The sequence below is a fragment of the Paraburkholderia fungorum genome (assembly GCF_900099835.1).
Lineage (GTDB): Bacteria > Pseudomonadota > Gammaproteobacteria > Burkholderiales > Burkholderiaceae > Paraburkholderia > Paraburkholderia fungorum_A.
This window is the reverse complement of the sequence record NZ_FNKP01000003.1, coordinates 1,076,522-1,092,666: the sequence shown is the minus strand read 5'-3', so window position 1 is coordinate 1,092,666 and position 16,145 is coordinate 1,076,522. Positions and strand designations below refer to the sequence as shown.

Genomic DNA, 16,145 nt, shown 5'->3' with positions numbered 1-16,145 from the left:
CTGCTCCTTGCGCGATCGCCGCTGACACAGCCTGCGATTGCGCACGGCTGAACACTTGCGGGTCCGCAACAAACGGACCCGCGCATCGTTACGCGAAGTGTGCCGGTCATTAACGTGGTGTTACCCGTGTATGGGGCACCCATTGAAGCGCCCCCGAAATTCCGCCGACATTTCATAGGCCGGCTTGCGTGAGCGCATCACACCTCCAAGCGGTCGGTGTTCCGCAATGCCATGCCACGGACTGAACGACAAACCGTCGTCAATGGCGGCAGACCGAGCCTCTGTCCATGCAGGTTGCGCCGGTACCCGAATACGCGCGACTGCAATATAAGGGCTTTCGTCCTCCGGCCATTTAACCGAAGCGTCCTCGATCGGCATCTTGCCGATATCGGTCGCGAGTTGCACACGGACCTCCCATTCGCCGCCGCGCGTGGCGAAAAATTCGTTCACCGCATCGCGCAGCGCGTTCGGGTGACCATTGACATCAAGTGGTGCGTCAGTCAAAGCGGTAAGTTCTTCGGAGACCGGCACGACGCTTAGCTTGGCAAAATACTTGCCATAGAGAAACGGGACGGCCGTGAAAAAATTCTCGCCGAGGATATGTGTTTCCGGATGTCCGCCCAGACTTTTGAGCGTGCCGCTCTCGCCACCGACCGCCTCGACCACTTTCTCCGCACCACGCAATACAGCCGACAGCACTTTCTTACCGGTCGGCGCACGGTCGGTTGTTTTGGCCAGTAGTTTCAAACTCGAAAGAAAGTCCTTGGGCGTCGCCGCCGTAAATGCCGGCGCGTTGATCATCACAAAGTCCTGGGTGGTTTCCGCTTCGCTGCCTGGCAGGCGCGCGCCCTCTACATCGGCAATCTTGAGCGCCAGTCCACGCGGCGTTGAAACGCTATCGTCCAGGATGTCGCCGGGATTAGTCGACAGGCGCATCACGACTTTGTGAGTGCCCGGGCGTGCGAAAACGCCTTGGCTGAGTTCCGGCGGCAGGTCGGCAAGAACGCTCAGTTCCCCGTCGAGCAGACCGTGACTCTTCGCGTGCACGCTACGGACGCCATGCTGGTAATCCTGCGAGGTGATTTCCAGAATACTGTGCATCGCCTCGACAAGTTGGCGAGTCGTTTCCGCTTCATCTTCGGGTATTTGTTCATACGTCGGATCAAACGGCAGCGCGTGGATGGCAGACGCGGTATTCATATGAAGACTCCATGTGGGGAATTCGCGGGTTGTGCGTGGAATGCGCAACCGCCGTGCCCAGCGGGCCCGATATTCCCTCCACATCATTGCGCCGTTACAGATGCTGATTCCAACGGCAGTTATATCCATCTTCTCTCACTTCGCGATCGGTACTGCCGGCCGCCTGATACGTGATCAGGGCGGCAGCACCGCTGCGCCAGGCGGATGACTTCAGTACAACCTTCGTCAACCGCCGGGCCCGTTCGTCGAAGGTGCTTCTGATGAACCAGCAGGACATCGAGCGACAGGGTCTTGCGGCCGATTCGGAGGTGTCGCTGGAAGCCGTCTCGCCGGATCACGTGCAGCGACGCGTGGACAGCTTTCGCATCATTGCGTTCGACTTACCCGCCGGATGCATCGCCGGCCATCAATTGGAACGCAATCTGTCGATTCCGCTGTCGCATCATGCGAAGAAGAGCAAGCTGCCGGCGGCACAAGCAATTCAAGTCCGCATCGTGACGGCGCGTGCCGCCGGAGGTACTTGCGTGCCCTTCCCCGAGTTGCTTCATTTGTGTAGCGCGACGCGTACGTCGGACACGTCGCGCGTGGTCACAGGCTCTGCTGCATTGCCCCATGTATTGCGAATGAACGTCAGCACGTACGCCATTTCTGCATCGGTCAGCTTGCCAGCAAACGACGGCATCTTGCGCGACTCGGGTCCCTGCTCAGTGTGCGGACTGCCGCCGCCCTCCACTAGCAGGCGCACGAGTGACGTGGTCGATGCTGACAGAACTGCGGGATTGCCAGCAAGGCGCGGAAATTTTTGCGGCACGCCCGCGCCATCCATCTGATGGCAACGCGCGCAGTAGGTCGCATAGATGCCCGCGCCCGGTCGTTCGACATCACCCGTTTTCAACGACTGTGCCGTTTGCAGCGCGGCGCGTGATTGCGCATTGAAGTGGCCGCTCGACGCACGCGGCGGCAGGCTTTTCAGATAGACGGCAATGGCGGTGAGATCGTCGTCGTTCAGATACTGCGTGCTGTCTTCCACAACCTGCACCATGCTGCCGAACGTCACCAGTCCGTTGCCGTGGCCGTGTCTGAGAAACGCGGCAATGTCCTCGACCGAGCTTCGTCCGAGACCCGAGCCGGGGTCCGCCGTCAGGTTTGGCGCGAACCAGTGGTCGTTCGTACCGCCTGTCAGATACGCATCGCGCGATTCGCTATAGCCGCGCTCCTCGTACGCGGGCCCGCGGGGCGTATGGCACGCGCCGCAGTGTCCGAGCGATTGAACCAGATAGGCACCGCGATTCCATTGCGCGTCACGCCCGGTCTCCGGTTTGAACGCGCCGCTTGGCGCGAACGTCCAGTCCCAGAACATCAATGCCCAACGCTGGTTGAACGGAAATGGCAAGCGGGTTTCGGGTGCGGGCGTGGAAACAGGTTGTACGCCGTACATGAAATAGCTGTATAGCGCGTGCATGTCGTCGTCGGTGATCTTGCTGAATGACGGATAGGGCATCGCCGGATACAACCGCTTGCCGCCGCGTGCGATACCCTGGCGTAGCGCCCGGGCGAAGTCGTCATAGCTATATCGCCCGATACCGGCATGCGGATCGGGCGTGATGTTCGACGAGTAGATTGTGCCGAACGGTGATGCCATCCCGAGGCCGCCAGCGAAAGGCGCCGACAATGCTGGCGATCCGCCTGGTTGGGTCACGCGCGGCGCGGCGGTATGGCAGCCGGCACAATCGGCCGCCTTGGCGAGATAGGCGCCTCGAGCAATGGTCGCGGCATCTGCGCTGCTCGCCTGGGCGCTCGCGCCTGCGCTACTAGCGCTCGCTGCGGCCACCGGTATGCGCGCTGATGCGAAAGCCAGAGCCAGCGACAAACCAGCCGAAACCATGACCGCACGCTTCCATCCACACCGGTTAGCGGAAGAATTGCGAATCGGACTCTCGCGGCGGCGGCACATGATCACCACCACCTGCACGGCGACACGATCGCCAACGCGACATCGGTCGCGATCAGCGCGAACAAAAAAAGCGCACTGCACATTGCCGCGACGCGACTCACGAACCACGCCAATTCCGCTCTGGTTCGCGTGGTGCCGCCCAATATCCCCCATCGCTTTGGTCCGATCCGCCGGATGTTGCGCCACGCGAGCAGACTGCCCGCGATCCCCGCCAGCAAACATAGCGCACTGAGCACGAACAGAGCCGTGCGCATCCACGGGAACAATGGTGCGTTAAGTGGCGCGCTGTCTGGATAACAGCTTTGTGCCGCCAGTGTTTCGGCAACGAGCATCTGTACAAGCCACGCGAACGGCGCGATCAATAATCCCGCCACTATCTGGCGCATCGACGGAAAGGACACCTCGCGAGGCGCGACGTCTTCGCTCATGACCATCCCCGGAACAGATAGGGCGACAGATACAGCGTGCTGAAAATGAAGAGCCAGACAACATCGACGAAATGCCAGTACAGTCCGCCGATGGTCAACGCGGCGCATCGCTTTTCGTCGAAGTAACCGAGTGCCGTCCATAGCAGCAGGAGCAGCAGCACAACAATGCCGACCGCCACGTGCGCCATGTGAAAGCCGGTGATCGTGAAGTACAGGGAGCCATAAAGATGGGTCGTCAACCCGTAGGGATGATCGTGCCACTCGATCAACTGAATACCCATGAACGTGCAACCGAGCACCACACCCACCGCCATCGACGCTACGCCCCAGCGCAAACGCCTGCGCCGCACGCAGCACTCGCACAGCCACACGAAGCCACTACTCGATAGCAGGATGACCGTGTTCGCGATACCGAGTCCCAGCTTCGGCAGCCCCTCGGGCGGCCAGTGCTGGGTACTTTGCGAAGCCAGATACAGGTACGAAAAGATCAGATAGCCGAACAGCGCGCCTTCGGTAGCAATCAAGGTCAGGCATCCCCACCAGCCGCCCGAGCGCTCTCCGGCACTGCCGACCGGCAGAAGACGCGACGATTCGGCCGCTCCATCCGGTGACTGGTTCAGATCGATGGCGTCGCTCATATCAGGCTCCCGCGTCGTGCACGGCGCTCGGCTCGCGCTGGATCAACGCACGCTCCGGCCATAACCACGCGATGATCGATAGCGCACAGCCCGCCAGCATCGCGCCCGACACTATCCACGCGCCGACGGCGAGGCCCGCGAATACGAGCGTTGCAAATACGGCGAGCCAGAATGGCGCATACGAATCGCCGGGCATCTTCAGAATCACGTCGGGCAGCGCTTCGAGCGCAGTCGTGCCCAAAGCCTCACGCCCGTTCGCGAGCATGTAGCCCTCGTCGAGACGCGAGCGTGTCTGGATGCTCACGCCCGGCTCGTCGGTGCGGCCCTCCCACAGCGGATGACGGCTCGCGAGCGTCGGCACGACAGCAAAGTTATACGGTGGCGGCGGAGAACTGGTCGACCATTCGAGCGTGGGCGCGTCCCATGGATTGTTGCCGGCGGGCTGGCCGTTCTTCAGGCTGACAAGGAGGTCGACGAGAAAGATCAACACACCCACGGCGAACAGAAACGAGCCGAGCGACGTGACGAGATTCACCGTGTTCCAGCCCATGTCGGCCGGATAGGTGTAAATGCGGCGCGGCATGCCCAACAGGCCCGCGATATGCATCGGGAAGAACGCTACGTTAAAGCCGACGAACAATACCCAGAAGCCAATCTTGCCCAAGCGCTCGTTCATCATCCTGCCGGTGAATTTCGGAAACCAGAAATAGATGCCGCCAATCACCGGAAAGACGTTGATGCCGAGCAGCACGTAATGCAGATGCGCGACAACGAAGTACGTGTCGGTCAGTTGCCAATCGAACGGCACGGCAGCGGTCATCACGCCTGACACGCCGCCAATCACGAACAGCAACACGAATCCCGCGAAATAGAAAAACGGCACGCGAAACACGGGTCTGCCGGTCCAGATGGTCGCGATCCATGCGAACGTGGCAACCGCGCTCGGAATTGCAATGACCATGCTTGCCGCACCGAAGAACGACAGCGCAAGCGCCGGAATACCGGTCGCAAACATATGGTGAATCCACACGACAAAGCCGATCACCATCGTCGCGACAGTGGAAAGCGCGACTGGCCCGTAGCCGACCAACGGCCGCCTGCAGAACACCGGCAATGCATCGGACACAATGCCCATGGCGGGTAGCACAACCGCATAGACCCACGGATGCGCGAAGATCCAGAACAGGTGTTGCCATAACAGTGGACGGCCGCCGTTCAGCACGTCGAAAAAATGCGTCCCGATCCGGCGATCCATCCATAGCAGCAGGAATGCAAGGCTGACCGAAGGCACCGCCAGCAGGTTACCGCCCGATGCGGTGAGCGTGCCCCACACCAGTACCGGCATCCGGTCGAGTGACATACCCGGCGCGCGCATCCGCAACAGCGTCACTACGAAGTTCATCGAGCCGACCGTCGTCGAGATGCCGAGCAGCACCATGCCGAGTGCGTACACATCGATATTCGGGCCGGTGCTGTATTCGAGACCCGAGAGCGGCGCGTAGTTGAACCAGCCCGCGTCCGGTGCCTGCCCCGTTGGGAAACTCGCGTACAGAAAAATGCCTGCAAACAGAAAGACCCAGTACGACAACGCATTCAGGCGTGGAAACGCCATGTCGCGCGCGCCAAGAATTAGCGGCCACAGATAGTTCGAGAAACCCGACAGCACAGGCAACGCATAGAGGAAAATCATCGTCACGCCGTGCATCGTGAAGAGCTGGTTGTACTGTTCGGGCGTCAGTATTGTCGCGTTCGGACGCGCCAGTTGAATGCGCATGATCAACGCCTCTACGCCGCCCATCAGCAGAAACACGAAGGCGGTGACGAGATAGCGCAAACCGATGGTTTTATGATCGACGCTCGACAGCCATCCGCGCCAGCCCGGTGGCGTCTCCCATATCTCGTGCAGACGCTTTTCTTCGGCACTGCCCGCCAGCACCCGGCCGGTCTGTGGCCTACGCGCCAATGACGGCGAAGCGGCTGACTCATTGCGTGTGTCGCGCTGCGGTTCTTGCGGCGACGAAGCGCTAGCAGTGCGGTCGGACATCGTGAACGCTCCGTGTCGTCGGCAGAAACTTCGTCAATGGAGGGTCGCCAGATATGCCGAGAGGGTCTCGGCTTCCGCGCCGGTCAGCGCAATATCCGGCATCAGCGATTCGGGCTTGATCTGCTGCGCGTGTTCGATCCAGTCGAGCAGATGATCCGGCGCGTTGATCAATGTTCCGGCTGCGATTGTGCGGCGCGAGCCGAGGTGCGTGAGATCAGGGGCTTGCAAGCCGTTTGCGTTGGTGCCACGAATCGTATGGCAACCGGAGCAACGATCGATGAACAGGTGCTTGCCGATGGCGATGTCGGCAGCGTCTGCTTCCTGCTGCTGCAAGGCGGCATTCCGGCCCTGTGCGCTGCGCCACGCATCGAAGTCGGCGGGGCTTTGTGCGATCACTTCGAAAGCCATATGCGCGTGCTGCGCCCCGCAAAATTGCGAGCATTGCCCGCGATAAATGCCGGGCTGGTCGGCCTGAATCCATTGCTCGTTCGTTTGACCGGGAATCGTCTGCGTCTTTCCCGCGAGTTGCGGAACCCAGAATGCGTGTACGACATCGGCGCTTTTGAGCAGAACCTTCACGGGTTCGCCGACAGGAATGTGAATCTCGTTGGCCGTGCTGAAGTCGCGGGACGGGTCGGGGTCGTCCGTGTAGTCGACTTTCCACCACCAGTCGTATGCCGTCACTGTCAGTGTCAACTGAGGATGCACAGCAGGCGATGCGACGGATTCGAGTGTGACAAGAATGTAGACCAGCATTGCCAGCAACGCGACCGACGATATTCCTGTGCCAACATAAATCCAGCGCATACCGCCCGATTCGGCATTCAGGCTGCCGGGATCCGCCGGCTGACGCCGCCGCACAATCGCCAGGACCAGCAGGACGCCGATGATGATCGTCACTGCCACCGCGACAACGGTCATTGTCCAGCCGAGATACATCGTCGGCCGACTGGCAGGACCGGCTGCGTGGAAAAAATAATTCAAGGATGCCGATTCAGCGCGACTGGGAGTGATAGCCAGCACGAACCCACTCGCAAGCCATGGCTCGGCGCCACAGAGAACTGGTTTCGTTGTCGTTCCGCCGTCGCTCACTGTTGGCTCCCGGAACTCGCAGCTGATTGCGCCTCGATAGCCGCATTGAACCCGCACGGCTATAAGGGGCGGTAGCAAAAAACAGGCCCTACCGCGCGTTACAGTTGCAAGCTTTGGATGACGCTTCTAGGGCGGCTTGGCGCTTGTCTTAAGACATAGTTTCAGCGCGACCACCTGACTGGAAGTAATAACCCCGGCGGGCCTTACCGAAGATGCTCTATCAAAGCATTGGCAACTTCATCCGGGGCTTCCCGCGACGGAAAATGTCCGACACCGTCGATCAGAATCCGTCGGTAGCCCCCGGCAAAATGACTCTCCAGGCCGTCGGATTCCTTGGGTTCGTCGCACTGGTCTGCGCCTCCCTGCAGCATCAGCGTCGGCACGCCAATACTTCCGATGGTTGCGAGTTGCTGACGCAGGCTCGAATACGCCGGGTCGGATTCCTCGTCCTGCCGCCAGCGGCGGCGATACCCGTTCAGCGTGATCGCCAACCAGTCGGGATTATCAAAACTCTCGGCCGTGCGGGAGAACTCGTTGTCATCGAACCAGCCCGGCGGCGACCACGTCTCCCATTGAATGCGCGCAAATCCCTTCGGATCGGCTCCCACGGCATCTGGGCCACCGTCCAGCGCCATAAACCATTGATACCAGAACTTCCGCGCCTGCGAGAACCCGGGCAACGCGAACCGGCCATACGGCTGAAACGCGAGCGCAAGCGCTGCAATCCGCTTCGCGCGCTCGGGAAAAAGCGCCGCCACTGTGTAGGCAGCCCGTGCGCCCCAGTCATGCCCGACCAAATCGAATCGATTGATCGATAATGCGTTGGCCAGATCGATCGCATCCTGTGCGAGCGCGACGCCGGACCCGTCCCGCACCGTGCGATCGCTAATAAAACGGGTGCGACCGCTACCCCGCAATTCAGGCACGATAGTGCGAAAACCCGCAGCGTTCAGACGAGCCGCGACAGGAATCCATGCGCGTGCGGCATCGGGCCAGCCGTGCAACAGGATGACGGGCGGACCGTTCGGAGGCCCGGCGTCGGCGTAGCAAATTTCGAGTGTCGGGGTTCGAATGCGACAGGTAAATTCGAGCATCGTGCGCTCCTTACGATAGCCGCCATGGGCTGCCCTTGAATCCGCGTCTTGCGCTTTCCGGCTTCTCTGCAAACATCGGCGTCAGTTCTTGAAGACTTAACAGCCACAGTTCGCTTCCGTTAAATCGGCACCGGGCTTCATCACAACTCCGCCGCCATTGCGTAGCAATCGCGGCAAAATCTCTCTTATTCGTGTCTGTCGAGGCGGCGTCGCGTGCGACGCTATCGACTCAAGCGTCGAACGCATTCACGACAATTTTGCCGTGGACGTGCCCTTTTTCAAGCCTTGCCAGCGCATCAGCAGCGGACGCGAAAGGATAGGTTGCGATCACGTTGACCTTTACCTCGCCCGCGTCGATCAGGCGGCCTATCTCCGCAAGCTGCGCTCCGTCCGGGCGAGCCGTGTAACGCGCCGCGTGGGCGCCGTGTCTGGCGGCTTCCGTTGCGGAAGGCTCCGTCAGCGTCGAAATCATCGTGCCGTCCCGTTTGACCGTTTGCCATGAACGGCTTTGTGTCTCGCCCCCAATTAGATCGAAGACCAGATCCATATCTCGCGCGACTTCTTCAAACGGCTGCTTCTTATAGTCGATGACATGATCGGCTTCTAAAGACTCCACAAATTCGACCCCGTCGCCTGTCGCAGTAGCGAACACCTCCGCACCGACGTGCCGGGCAAATTGCACCGCCAGGTGGCCGACGCCTCCGGCTCCCGCGTGAATCAACACGCGCTGGCCTTTCTGTAGTCCGCCTTGGTCAAACAGTCCCTGCCAGGCAGTGAGCGCAGCAAGGGGAACCGCCGCAGCCGCTGTCGAGTCCATCGACGCAGGTCGCGGCGCCAGCCCACTCGCAACGATGACGACAAACTCGGCCAACGCTCCCTGCCCCTGTCCGACGAATCCAAACACTTCCGCCCCGTGTTCCCAGCCTGACAAGCTCTGCCCCACGCGTTCAAGCGTGCCTGCGAAATCGCGTCCGAGAGTAAACGGAAGCTTGTCCTCGCCAATCACGGGATATTTGCCATCCCGCGTTTTGATGTCGACGGGGTTGACGCTCGCAGCTTTCACGCGAACCAGCACTTCATTCGGGCCGATCGGCGGAACATCGATCCTTTCCGACCGAAGTACGTCCGGGCCGCCGAAGCGATGAATACGAAATGCGCGCATTTGAGCCATGAATTTCTCCGTGACAGTATCTTGCCGACCTGCGCGAGTGAACGCAGCCATACGATCTGCCGAGCAACGCTCATACCTCGTGCTGCACCAGTCCATCAGGAACGGTTGGACTCGAAGCCTGCGCGCCGTCGTTGCGCGGGCAATCAGCGCGGGCGTGGCGCGACAGGCACATCCGTTGCGTCATTTGATAGGTCTTACGTCACACGGAGATTCGCCATGAACAGGAGCTTGAGAAGAGCGCTGATGATCGCGACAATTTCGGGGGTCGTTTGTGCAGCCCCGGGTTGCAAGAAAAGCAATGACTCCGGCAACGACGCCTTGAGTTCGGGCAGCAGCGGCGTAATGAGCAATTCCGCCGGGCCAAGTGGGACGCCGGGCACAAGCGCCGCGGCCAATAGCGCAACCGAGGCAGCTCCCGCGAGCGCACCCTCGCCGGTGACTAGCGAGGCACCCACCGTGAGCACGCCCGATGCGACGGCGAGCGGTGCGTCGTCAGTGCAGTAGGCGCGGAGGCATTCAGGGCGGCCCGAGTTTGACCGCCGGTCGACGCAATGACGCAGTGCGGGCAAGCTCGCATCTACTGATGTCAAGAACCAGTCAGCCCTACGCCCCTACTCTTGTGACCCGCCACACGGTATTGCCGACATCATCGGCAATCACCAGGGCGCCATCCAGATCCTGCGTGAGTCCAACCGGCGCGCCGTACGATTCTCTCTCGTCATCAGAAACGAAACCGGTAACGACCGGTATAGGCGTGCCAACAGGCTTGCCGTTCTGAAAGGCGACGTAAGCGACAGCGTAGCCGCTTAGAGGGGACCGATTCCAGCTACCATGCTCGCCGATAAAAGCACCGCCTCTATATTGAGCGGGCAGGTTATTGCCGGTATAAAAAAGCAGGCCGAGTGGCGCGACGTGCGAGCCAATCGAATAGTCCGGTCGAATTGCCTTTGCCACCATGTCAGGACGTTGCGGCTGCGCACGCGGATCGACGTGCTGGCCCCAGTAGCTATATGGCCAGCCGTAATACGCGCCTTCACGGACCGACGTCAGATAATCGGGGACAAGATCCGCGCCAATTTCGTCGCGTTCATTCGCGATCGCCCACAGGCGGCCTGTTTGAGGTTCCCATTGCAGTCCAGTCGGATTGCGGATTCCGGACGCGTAGATACGACTTCCCCCTGTTGCAATATCGACCTCCAGTACGTTGGCCCGTCGATATTCAACGTCCAGCCCGTTCTCGCCAACGTTACTGTTAGAGCCGACACCTACATACAGTCGCTTGCCATCGGGACTCGCGAGCAACGCTTTAGTCCAGTGATGGTTGATCTTGTCTGGCAGATCAGTCAGTTCCACGCCCGGAGTTGACATACTCGTCTCGCCTGCGCGGTATGGAAACTTCAGAATCGCATCGGTATCCGCCACATAAAGTGTGTTGCCAATCAGTTGCATGCCGAAGGGCGAATGCAGATCGTCGATGAACACATATTTGTCCCAGCGCCCACTGCCGTCAGTGCGCTTTCTCAACAACGTGATGCGGTTGGCACCTTTCGCTTTTTTGCCGGACCGCGACGTGATGATGCCGGCTATCAACTGTTTCGGCGTGGTCACAGGTTCCGCATCGGGACTGTTCGATTCAGCGACCAGGATATCGCCGTTCGGCAGCGCGTAGACCTGGCGCGGATGCTGGAGTCCCGACGCGATAGCCTCGATTTGCAAACCCTCCGCTACCTTCGGCTTTTTGCCTGGTTGCCATCCGACATATTTGGGTACCTGTATCGGAGGGGCCAGAAAATTGTGAGCGCCAGGCAACGGTGGCTCTGCCCCTGCCTGCCTGGACGGATCATAGGTGGCCTGCTCGTTGCAACCGCCAACAAGAATCGCAACCGCCATTGCCAATGAACTGCTCAGGAAGGTTCTAGTCATGAGCCGTCCCCTTCGAATGGAACCCGCTGAACCCAAGAGCAAATTGCCCAACGCTCAACAAGATCACGGTAATCGCCGACAGAATGACGTTCGCGGGGACCATGGCGTAGGCGTCGCGGCTATGGACGAAAGCGTTGAAGATTGCCGACACGATGCCCAGAAGATTTAACCAGAAGTCCAATTTCTCCACGGCCGTCACCGCGCGCCGCGCTGAGATCCAGACGTGGACCAGATTGATCAGGCGAGGAATCACAGCAAAGAGTAAGGCCGTCGTGACCAGCCATGCTGCGCCCTTTCCCCAGAATACATTCCGGGTGACGGCGTAGGTTATGTCGAAAACGAGCGTGCCGACAAAGAGGCCGTAGGGGATCGGGTTGAGCAGATCGAATATTGCTGTCGCGAATCTCGATCCACGAATATGGGCGGAGGAATTCATTTTTGACCCTTGTCCTTCTTCTGCCCATTCGAAAAAGGCAGTCCTTCAAATACGTGCCGCAAACCGTTCGGTTGCCAGCGTCGGTGTACTCCACCAGCAATTACTGGTTGCCGACTAGCGCTTTACTCAGAGCTTTCACGTGGAGTGAGAATGGCGAGCAAAGCATCCAGACGCGCGCTACCGAGAGACCTTAAAGCTCAAGTCGCGTCTGCATCGCGGCGACGATTCCACCGAAGGCGCGCATGCTGTCGTTGCCCGCGTGATGCGCCGCTTTGCACGCGCCTAAACCACACGCAAAGAGAGCCGCAGCGACCGTAACCAGGATTGACCGTTTCATTTCATCCTCCCTAAGCCGGACTCTGGGTTAGCGCAAGCTCCGGCAGCGTCAGCAATGTAATGAATCTCATAGCAGGCGACGTACCTGGTAAGTCACCACAATTGAGCGTAGTGCAGTCACTCTTAAGCATCGCAGGACCGACACTTGCTCGAAGGCTGATTGGCATTCCGTCGCATCGCAATCGGGAGTTCTGTTATGCCCTCCATCCTCAAGCCCGCCTCCCCACACGATTCGCTTACGACGCCCGTCGATCACGACATGCCCCCGGCCGCCCACAATCGCGATGGCGCACCGAGTTCCGAGCGACGGCGCATGATGCTGAAAGCTGCGGCGGCGGGCGGAGCGGGTCTGTTCGCCGTGAGGACGATCGCGGCTCAGGCACCCGCGGCATCATCCGGACAACCCGTCAGCGCGGCACCGCAGCCGCCCTTTTCACCCGGCGACAATGCATCGACCGCCGAGGTAGTCGTTCAGACGCTGCTGGCGTGGAACGTCGATCACGTCTTCGGGATGGTTGGCGATGGCATCAATCCGCTGATCGAAGCGCTACGGCGACATAGGGACACGATCCGCTTCATTGGCGTGCGTCATGAGGAAGCCGCCGCGTTCATGGCGTCGGGATGGGCGAAGGCGACCGGCCGTCTTGGCGTCTGTCTCGCCACGACCGGTCCCGGCGCAGTGCATCTGATGAACGGACTTTACGATGCGCATTTCGACGGCGCACCGGTCCTCGCGATCACAGGGCTCACCTTTCACGACCTCGTGGGTACACGTTTTCAACAGGGCGTCGACACGCCCGCGTTGATGCAGGACGTCGCGTTGTACAACACGACCGTGACGGGGCCGCGTCATGCACTCGTCGTGACGGACATCGCGTGCAGAAGCGCGCTTGGTGCGCGCGGGGTCGCGCATCTGGCCATCTCGAAGGACATTCAGGCAATGCGTCTCGCCGATGACAAAGCGTCCATGGAAAACCACGGCCTGCGCACGTCGACGGCGTGGCGTCAGCCCGCGTCCGCACCCGCCGACGCGCAGTTGCGGGCGGCCGCCGATGCCATCAATGCTGGCAGCCGAGTGGCGATTCTGGCGGGCCAGGGCGCGCTCGGTGCATCCGAAGAACTGGAGCAGATCGCGACCCGGCTTAATGCGCCGGTGGCCAAAGCGTTACTCGGACGAAGCGTGATTCCCGACGATTCGCCTTTCTCAACCGGCGGTATCGGCCACCTCGGCACCGTGCCCTCCGAAGAAGCGATGCACCGCTGCGATACTGTCCTGATCCTCGGTTCGACGATGCCGTGGGTCGATTCGTACCCGAAGCCCGGCACGGCGCGAGGCGTTCAGGTGGACATCAAGGCTGAGCGGATTGGCCTGCGCTATCCGGTCGAAGTCTGTCTGGTCGGCGACACGAAGGAAACGCTGCGGGCGCTGCTACCCTTGCTTCATCAGAAGGACGATACGTTTCTTCGCGAGATTCAGGCTCAGGTGACGCAATGGAACGCCCTGCTCGATCAAGTCGCCTCATCGGAGCGCACGCCGATACGGCCACAACGTGTGATCCGCGCGATAAGCGACACGCTGGCCGCCGATGCGATTGTTTGCCTCGATTGTGGTGCTAACACCCATTTCGCTGCGCGTTTTTTGACGCTGCGTCGCGAGCAGCAACTGGTTGCCACGGGAATGCTTGCGACGATGGCGCCCGGATTGCCGTTTGCGATAGCGGCTCAACTGGCAAATCCCGGCAGACAGGTGGTAGCGATCGTCGGCGACGGCGGACTCGCGATGCTGATGGCCGAACTGTCGACAGCGGTGATGAACCGCTTGCCGATCAAGATCATCGTGATGCGCAACGACATGCTCGCGGAGGTCGTATTTGAACAGAAGGAGCTCGGCAATCCGCCTTACGGTTGTGAGCTGGGGGGTATCGACTTTGCGCAAGTCGCCGCGGCATGCGGCGCCGTAGGCACGAGCTGCCATAACCCGCAGCAGTTACAGGTGGCGATTGCATCGACTCTTGCGTCGCCCGGCACTGTGCTACTGGAGGTTCACGTCGATCCGGCCGAACCGATTACGACACCGGACAAACTAAAGGCGTGAAGAGGTGAAGATGCTAAAAACCGTCTCAACTGCCGTGCTGGACATTGCATACCTGCGTCGGGGGCATTTGCTCACGGTCTGTCGAAAAGACGAGAACGGCACATGCAGCGCAATCGGCGCGGGCAAATGCCCAAGAATATTCGCGTAGCGATGCCGCGAATAATTTTCTGCTCGCCGTGAGTCTCCCGCGCTCGAAAGATCACGGCCCGTTGCCCGAATGTTGGATTTTGGCGGCGGGACTGAAAACGTACACCGCCGCGCCTATCAACAATGGCATTGCAGCGGCCATGAACAGGGGCGCATAAATCTGGGCGGCGGTGACGTGCTCGTGTCTGAATGCAGCGGCAATCTTCCCAAATCCTCCGCTAGCTAACGCGACGCCCAGGAATACGAGACTATTTAGAAATCCCAAAGCGAGCCCTAGCCTGCCTGCGGGCACGATCGCTCTCGCCTGCGACATCACGAGCGGATGGATCGCTCCTACTGAAAACAGCACGCAGATCAGTCCCACACCGAGCCCACTACTTGCGTCAGGGAGAACAGCGAGCACCAGAGCTGCAAGCGCACCGGCCAATAGCCAGCTCAAAGAAATACGCTTTGGCGACCAGAAACGCACCATAAACGGAATGCAAAACGACGCGCCTGTGCCAACGATACTGGCGATTGTCATCGCGTTGCCGCGCGCCACGATATCGAAATGGAAAACGTCCGCGAGATAGGGGCCGCCCCAGGATGTACGGAACGTGCTACCCACGGACATCGCAAGACATGCCGGTGCAAGCGTCCAGAATCGGCGCCCCCTCTGGCCCGAGGCGCCGCGTGCCGTTATTGGAGAATTCGCGAGAGCCGGCGGCTTCCGATGTGTCACGAAGCGGGCAACACCAAGCATGCAGCAGAACATGGCCGCTGCCGCAACCGTCATGGCAGGTCGCCATCCCACATGCGCGGTGATCTGTCCCAATGGCGACGCGGCGGCCAGCGCGCCCGCCATCCCGACAGCGCTCGCGGTGGTGACCGCGCGGGTCTGCGAGGGTCCGGCACCATTGGCAAGGACATAGTTGAGCAGGCCCTTGAAAATCGGTGCACAGCCCAATCCAATTCCCGCCTGTGCGAGGATCGCGAGCCAGGCGCTGGTTGCGCTCGCCAGCAAGCCGGCGCTGAACGCGCCTATGCCCATCAGCATCGCGGTCGGCGTACGGACCCCGAAGCGATCGAACAGCATGCCGACCGGTATCTGCGCAGCGGCGAAAACAAGGAAAAAAGCGCCGGCGAACCAGCCAAACATTTCAGGTGAGAATCTGAAATCCGCGATCAATTCGGTCGAGATGACCGCAACGTAACTGCGGAAAAACTGACTCAGTACGTAGCTGAAAGTGAGCGCCCAAAGCCCATAGTCGTGTCGATATTTCGACGTCTCGCTGCGGCCTTCGGAATATTCGCGACGGGTCTCGGACATTAGCGACATCCTTTGGATTGCCAGCCAGAAATGATACGCGCTCTTCGCTCGCGGGAGCCACGTTCGGGCGAGTGTCTGGTGCCTGGTTAGCGCTGTAGCCAAGTAAGTAAATCAGCTCCGCGAGTTTTTCAGGGCGCACCCGGCGACGTGGGTGAATTGAGAATCGGAAAGCATCCAGTGCAATACCGGAATTTTGCTCACGAATGATCGAAGGACGGCGCTCAGTTTTCGAAGCAACGAGCCGTTGACTGGCGTGGGCGCGACGCTTGCTAACCAAA

At 60.3% G+C, this 16,145-nt stretch carries 14 protein-coding genes; 1 reads left to right on the top strand and 13 read right to left on the bottom strand.

Annotated features, from left to right (window positions below; translation table 11 throughout):
* Window positions 1-120: 120 nt before the first annotated feature.
* The 12 genes from BLS41_RS34080 to BLS41_RS39260 form a co-directional block, all read right to left on the bottom strand.
* The gene (locus BLS41_RS34080; protein WP_074772323.1) at window positions 121-1,200 is read right to left on the bottom strand and encodes a catalase family protein; all 1,080 of its coding nucleotides are present in this window, start codon (window positions 1,198-1,200) and stop codon (window positions 121-123) included.
* 544 nt (window positions 1,201-1,744) lie between these two features.
* The gene (locus BLS41_RS34075) at window positions 1,745-3,085 is read right to left on the bottom strand and encodes a c-type cytochrome (protein ID WP_074772321.1); all 1,341 of its coding nucleotides are present in this window, start codon (window positions 3,083-3,085) and stop codon (window positions 1,745-1,747) included.
* A 71-nt stretch (window positions 3,086-3,156) separates the two neighbouring features.
* The gene (locus tag BLS41_RS34070; protein WP_074772319.1) at window positions 3,157-3,582 is read right to left on the bottom strand and encodes a hypothetical protein; all 426 of its coding nucleotides are present in this window, start codon (window positions 3,580-3,582) and stop codon (window positions 3,157-3,159) included.
* The gene (locus BLS41_RS34065; RefSeq protein WP_074772317.1) at window positions 3,579-4,220 is read right to left on the bottom strand and encodes a cytochrome c oxidase subunit 3; all 642 of its coding nucleotides are present in this window, start codon (window positions 4,218-4,220) and stop codon (window positions 3,579-3,581) included. Before BLS41_RS34065 ends, BLS41_RS34070 begins: the two co-directional genes overlap by 4 nt.
* A gap of 1 nt (window position 4,221) precedes the next feature.
* Complete coding sequence (ctaD, locus tag BLS41_RS34060; protein ID WP_171910379.1) at window positions 4,222-6,264, bottom strand: cytochrome c oxidase subunit I; 2,043 nt, start codon at window positions 6,262-6,264, stop codon at window positions 4,222-4,224.
* A gap of 33 nt (window positions 6,265-6,297) precedes the next feature.
* A complete protein-coding gene (gene coxB / locus BLS41_RS34055) occupies window positions 6,298-7,287 on the bottom strand; it encodes a cytochrome c oxidase subunit II (RefSeq protein WP_074772315.1) in 990 nt (329 codons plus the stop codon).
* A gap of 272 nt (window positions 7,288-7,559) precedes the next feature.
* The gene (locus BLS41_RS34050; protein ID WP_074772313.1) at window positions 7,560-8,450 is read right to left on the bottom strand and encodes an alpha/beta fold hydrolase; all 891 of its coding nucleotides are present in this window, start codon (window positions 8,448-8,450) and stop codon (window positions 7,560-7,562) included.
* 229 nt (window positions 8,451-8,679) lie between these two features.
* The gene (locus BLS41_RS34045) at window positions 8,680-9,621 is read right to left on the bottom strand and encodes an NADP-dependent oxidoreductase (protein ID WP_074772311.1); all 942 of its coding nucleotides are present in this window, start codon (window positions 9,619-9,621) and stop codon (window positions 8,680-8,682) included.
* Window positions 9,622-9,815: 194 nt separating this feature from the next.
* Window positions 9,816-10,190 (bottom strand): hypothetical protein, encoded by a 375-nt coding sequence (locus BLS41_RS39265; protein WP_171910378.1) that lies wholly within the window; start codon window positions 10,188-10,190, stop codon window positions 9,816-9,818.
* Window positions 10,191-10,224: 34 nt separating this feature from the next.
* On the bottom strand, window positions 10,225-11,544 hold the full coding sequence (locus tag BLS41_RS34035; RefSeq protein WP_074772307.1) for a PQQ-dependent sugar dehydrogenase: 1,320 nt from the start codon (window positions 11,542-11,544) through the stop codon (window positions 10,225-10,227).
* On the bottom strand, window positions 11,537-11,980 hold the full coding sequence (locus BLS41_RS34030; protein ID WP_074772305.1) for a DUF2231 domain-containing protein: 444 nt from the start codon (window positions 11,978-11,980) through the stop codon (window positions 11,537-11,539). Before BLS41_RS34030 ends, BLS41_RS34035 begins: the two co-directional genes overlap by 8 nt.
* A 190-nt stretch (window positions 11,981-12,170) precedes the next feature.
* Entirely contained in the window at window positions 12,171-12,317 is a 147-nt protein-coding gene (locus BLS41_RS39260; protein WP_171910377.1) for a hypothetical protein, read from the bottom strand.
* Between the two features lie 195 nt (window positions 12,318-12,512).
* Between BLS41_RS39260 and BLS41_RS34025 the strand changes: the two genes are divergently transcribed.
* The gene (locus BLS41_RS34025; RefSeq protein WP_216350638.1) at window positions 12,513-14,411 is read left to right on the top strand and encodes a thiamine pyrophosphate-binding protein; all 1,899 of its coding nucleotides are present in this window, start codon (window positions 12,513-12,515) and stop codon (window positions 14,409-14,411) included.
* A gap of 199 nt (window positions 14,412-14,610) precedes the next feature.
* Here BLS41_RS34025 and BLS41_RS34020 read toward each other — a convergent pair whose 3' ends face one another.
* Window positions 14,611-15,867: an MFS transporter gene (locus BLS41_RS34020; RefSeq protein WP_074773425.1), complete on the bottom strand. Its 1,257-nt coding sequence runs from the start codon at window positions 15,865-15,867 to the stop codon at window positions 14,611-14,613.
* Window positions 15,868-16,145: the final 278 nt, after the last annotated feature.